General features: G+C 47.8%; 5 protein-coding genes. All 5 read right to left on the bottom strand.

Translation table 11 applies throughout. From position 1 onward, the window contains the following. The coding region (locus AC1WIP_RS11545) for a HisA/HisF-related TIM barrel protein (RefSeq protein ID WP_481141968.1) at window positions 1–764 on the bottom strand (764 nt) is incomplete at its 3' end. Between the two features lie 11 nt (window positions 765–775). After that, window positions 776–1,363 (bottom strand): imidazoleglycerol-phosphate dehydratase HisB, encoded by a 588-nt coding sequence (hisB, locus tag AC1WIP_RS11540; RefSeq protein ID WP_481141967.1) that lies wholly within the window; start codon window positions 1,361–1,363, stop codon window positions 776–778. A gap of 25 nt (window positions 1,364–1,388) precedes the next feature. Beyond that, the gene (gene hisD / locus AC1WIP_RS11535) at window positions 1,389–2,678 is read right to left on the bottom strand and encodes a histidinol dehydrogenase (RefSeq protein ID WP_481141966.1); all 1,290 of its coding nucleotides are present in this window, start codon (window positions 2,676–2,678) and stop codon (window positions 1,389–1,391) included. Between the two features lie 43 nt (window positions 2,679–2,721). Then, window positions 2,722–3,372, bottom strand: a complete 651-nt coding sequence (gene hisG / locus AC1WIP_RS11530; RefSeq protein ID WP_481141965.1) for an ATP phosphoribosyltransferase — start codon at window positions 3,370–3,372, stop codon at window positions 2,722–2,724. After that, window positions 3,365–4,492, bottom strand: coding sequence for an ATP phosphoribosyltransferase regulatory subunit (gene hisZ / locus AC1WIP_RS11525; RefSeq protein WP_481141964.1), 1,128 nt, complete (start codon window positions 4,490–4,492; stop codon window positions 3,365–3,367). The genes hisG and hisZ overlap by 8 nt, the downstream gene beginning before the upstream one ends. Window positions 4,493–4,756 lie beyond the last annotated feature (264 nt).

The raw sequence follows: 4,756 nt of genomic DNA, 5'->3' as shown, positions 1-4,756 counted from the left end.
ATATAGGCCACCATAAGCACCTCCAGGGTCCGGTAATCCTGTACCACAACGGGAACCAGGCCTTCGCTGTTTTTCTTGAAATCAGACCAGCGATAGGCTGCCCTGAGGGTTTCTACGGGAATGCCATTTTCCTGACAGAGTGCTTTTAAGGACGCTATCTCCTTTAGATTATCGTTTATAATATTTCCGGTAACACCACACACGTTTTCATAAGAAATAATTTCCATCAGCTTGTTTAACGCCAGCTGACTTATCTGCACCAGAAGGGGAAGCTGGGTCACTGCCTGGGTCTGCCGTATCTGGTGGGGATTCATTAAAACAAGGCCGGATACATAGGTTTCCAGAAGCTCCTTGTTTTCCATAAGAAGGTCTGCGTCATTGCAGGAGGCGAGAATCTTTTCTTTTCCGAATTTCAGGGAAACCTCCTTTGTGATGGCAATATTGGATTCCTTTTCGTAGTCCAGCACCGCCCTTTTGCATCCCGCATAGAGCAGCTTCTTTATGTCCTCCATGCGTTTCACATTTCCGGCTCCGATCACGTCTATTTCCGCAGCAGCGCAGATTTCCTTAAGCAGATTCAGCGCGGCGTCATGCTCCGCATCTTCCGTTGAAAGATCAAAAACCAGAAGCTCGTCAGCGCCTGCTTCGTTATACAGCTTTACAAGCCGCAAAGGATCCGTATCCACAACGGTTAAGTCTGTCAGGCTTCTGACAGCATGTTCATGATATAGATAAATACAGGGAACAAATTTTTTTGTCATCATTGGTGCTTCTCCTAAAGGCTTCCTTTTGTGCTCAGCACATCCTGAATGCGGGGATCAAGGGTCACGGCCTGATCTAATGCCTTGGCAAAGGCCTTAAACAGGGCTTCGATCATGTGGTGATTGTTGCTTCCATCCAGTATTTTCAGATGGAGATTCATGCCGGCGCTGTAAGACACCGCATAGAAAAATTCTCTGACCAGTTCTGTGTCAAGGTAGCCGACCCTGGATGTGCTAAAGGGGCATACAAAGTTGAGGTAGGGCCTGCCGCTCAGGTCAAGAGCGCAAAGGGCCAGCGTCTCGTCCATAGGAAGGATAAAGGAACCGTATCGCTGTATTCCTTTTTTGTCACCTACGGCCTGACGGATAGCCTGCCCCAGAACAATGCCCGTATCCTCCACTGTATGATGGCCGTCCACCTCCAGATCTCCGTTTACCTTGCAGGTCAGATCAAAAAAACCGTGTCTGGCAAAGCCGTCCAGCATATGGTCAAAAAAACCGATTCCGGTATCCAGACGGCTTTCTCCTCTGCCGTCGAGATTAAGGGTCAGGGAAATATCCGTTTCCTTTGTCTTTCGGTTTATCTGTGCGCTGCGTGCCATAAAGGGCTCTCCTCTCCAATACTGTTTATTCAAATCTTACTTTAATACTGTTTGCATGGGCGGTCAAGCCTTCATTTTCCGCAAAGGTCTCAATCTTTTCGTGGGCTCTTTCAAGGGCCGGTCTGGAATAAGAAATGATGCTGGTCTTTTTCAAAAAATCATCTACACTTAGGGGAGAAAAAAATCTAGCCGTACCATTGGTGGGCAGAATGTGATTGGGTCCGGCGAAATAATCTCCCAGGGGCTCGCAGGCGTATTCTCCTAAGAAGATTGCTCCCGCGTTGCGGATGTGGGTCATGGTCTCAAAGGGATTCCTGGTGAGAATCTCAAGGTGCTCGGAGGCAATTTCATTTGCCGCTGCAATAGCGTCCTCCATGCGATCCGCCACAAGAATATAGCCATAATTATCCAAGGATTTTTGGATAATTTCTTTTCGGGAAAGCTGCTTTACAAATTCCTCCACCTGTTGGGAAACCTTTTTGGCAAGCTCCTTTGAGGTGGTGATCAAAATGGCGCTGGCCAGCTCGTCATGCTCCGCCTGGGATAGCAGATCCGCAGCAACATAACGGGGATTGGCGGTGCCGTCGGCAAGCACCAGAATTTCGCTGGGCCCGGCGATGGAGTCAATGCTCACATGGCCGTAGACAGCCTTTTTAGCAAGCGCCACAAAAATATTGCCAGGACCCGTAATCTTGTCTGCCTTGGGGATGGATTTTGTCCCAAAGGCAAGAGCCGCTATGGCCTGGGCGCCTCCCACCCGGTAGATTTCATCTACGCCGGCAATATCAGCAGCTGCAAGGGTGCCTGGATTTATCTTCCCGTCCGCCCCGGGAGGGGTGGTCATGACAATACTTTTAACGCCCGCCACCTTGGCCGGAATCACATTCATCAAAACGCTGGAGGGATAGGCAGCTTTTCCGCCGGGCACATAGACCCCGGCTCTGGCAATGGGGGTTATCTTCATGCCCAGGATCGTGCCGTCCTCCTTTGGGTCAAACCAGCTGTTTCGAAGCTGCTTTGTGTGAAAGGCGCGGATATTTTCCGCAGATTCCCGGAGAATCTCCACAAACCCCGGATCAAGGCAGGCATATGCCTTGGCAATCTCCTCCTTTGTGACGCGGATATTTTCTGCTGTAAGGGAAAAGTGATCAAAGGTCTGGGTATAATCAAACAGAGCCTGATCCCCTTCTTCTCTCACACGTTTGATAATCTGGTTCACCGTATCCTCATATTCAGAATAATTGTTAGGACTTCTTTTCAAAAGGTCCTGCAAAATGCTTTCCTTGGTTTCCCCTGACAGGGCGATAATCCTCATTCCTAAATCTCCTTCCTCACATATAAGAGCTTTTCCACAGGCGTTAAGCCTTGAGACAGCCGCGTATTTTTGACACCAGCTCCTTAATCCGGTCTGCCTTCATCTGCATGCTCACCGGATTTACGATCATCCTTGCAGATAAAGGGCAAACCTCCTCCAAAACCATAAGACCGTTTTCCCGAAGGGTGGAGCCGGTCTCCACAATATCCACAATCACATCCGAAAGCTCCACCAGAGGACCAAGCTCCACAGAGCCGTTTAGCTTGATAATATCTACCGTCTGATGCTTTTTGTTGTGAAAATATTCTCTGGCAATATTGGGGTACTTGCTGGCAACCCGTATGCGTTTACGGTGCTTTAAAAGCTCTAAGGCAGCTTCCGGACCGCACACGCACATCCGGCATTTTCCAAAGCCAAGGTCCAATACCTCATAAACATTGCGGTTTTCCTCTAAAATGGTATCACGTCCCACAATGCCGATGTCGGCGGCTCCGTACTCCACATAGGTGGGCACATCCGGCCCCTTGGAGAGGAAAAAACGCAGCTTTTGTTCCTCATTCACAAAAATAAGCTTTCTGGAGCTTTTGTCGTTCATTTCCCGGCATTCCAGACCGATCTGGGAAAACAGCTCCAGGGTCTTGTCCGCCAGACGGCCCTTGCACAGGGCAAAGGTCAAATATCTATCCTCACTCATGACTATACTCCCTCTCCGGAACCAGCTCTGCAGCCTGCCCCTGTTTTCTCAGTTCTCTGGCCTCTTTTAGTTTTTCAGCGAAATTTTCCTCCGTGTAGGCGATCACCTGCTTTGGCGGCGGCAGCAAAATATCGACCTTTTGTCTGGAGAGAGCCTCCAAAATATCATCTATCACAATGACAAAGCCGATGGCGGGGGCTTCCTTTCCAAAATGACTGAGCAAAGCGTCGTATCTGCCTCCCTTGACAACTGCGTCGCCTACTCCGTAGGTATAGGCTCTGAAAATGACACCAGTGTAATAATGATATTTATTCAGCATTCCAAGGTCAAAGGAAATGTAATCCTCCACTTCATAAAGCTTAAGAACCTCATATAATTTCTCAAGACGTTCTATTGCGTCTAAGGAACGTTTATTGTGAACCAGTTTTTTAGCTTCAGAAAGGGAACACATATCGCCGAACATATCTGCAATTTTCAGAAGCATGCTGCGGTAGGGCTCCTTTACTCTCCTCTCCTGCAAAAGCTCCTGGGCCGCAAAATAATTTTTAGCGGAAACGCAGGCCCTCAAATCCAGCTCCGTCTCTTCATCCAGTCCAGCCTCCTCGCAGATTCCTTTAAAATATTCCACCTGTCCGATACTGACCTGAAATTTTTTCAGCCCCGTACCCTTTAAAGCTTCTATTACAAGACTGATCATCTCTGCATCGGCCTCCACCGAAGCATCGTTGATTAATTCCGCTCCAAGCTGTGTGACCTCCTTCGCCTTTCCCTGGAGGTTTGAGGTGTTTGTGAAGGTATTGCCTATGTAGCTTAGACGGATGGGAATCTTTTCCTCCATAAAGTACTTTGCCGCACACCGGGCGATAGAAGGAGTAAAATCAGGGCGCAGCACCAGGGTGTTGCCCTCTTTGTCAAAAAATTTATAAAGCTCTCTGCTTGGAGTGGTGCCTACCTCTCTGGAAAATACATCAAAAAATTCAAAGGTGGGCGTCTGGATATCCTCATATCCATAGCTTCTTATTTTGTCCCGAAGTCCGGTTTCCAAAGACAGCTTCCCGGCAGCTTCTCTGCCGTAAATGTCACGTACCCCCTCCGGCGTATGTAATAGTTGTTGATTCATATAACCTCGCTTTAATAAATTAACGTGCTAATTCGATATCAAGTTGAATTACCTAGTAGTATATCGAAAGAAGGAAGCTCTGTCAAGCTGGCTGCTTACAGGCTATTCCCTGTCGTTGTAGGTTTACAATACATGTGTTACAACTGAATAATAAAAAAGGCGGAAATACATTTTCTGTGTTATAGTTTTAGCGACCAAACAAAAACAAAACAAGAAAGGATGTATTTCCGCATGGCTAGTATAACACAAGATATGAGATACCGT

Source organism: Acetatifactor sp. (assembly GCF_982438285.1).
This window is presented reverse-complemented; position numbering and strand designations above follow the sequence as displayed.

What these genes read in the sequence shown, in the direction of transcription:
- hisB (WP_481141967.1), bottom strand. Translation starts at nt 1,363, where the DNA reads ATGGCACGCAGCGCACAGATAAACCGAAAGACAAAGGAAACGGATATT.
- hisD (WP_481141966.1), bottom strand. Translation starts at nt 2,678, where the DNA reads ATGAGGATTATCGCCCTGTCAGGGGAAACCAAGGAAAGCATTTTGCAG.
- hisG (WP_481141965.1), bottom strand. Translation starts at nt 3,372, where the DNA reads ATGAGTGAGGATAGATATTTGACCTTTGCCCTGTGCAAGGGCCGTCTG.
- hisZ (WP_481141964.1), bottom strand. Translation starts at nt 4,492, where the DNA reads ATGAATCAACAACTATTACATACGCCGGAGGGGGTACGTGACATTTAC.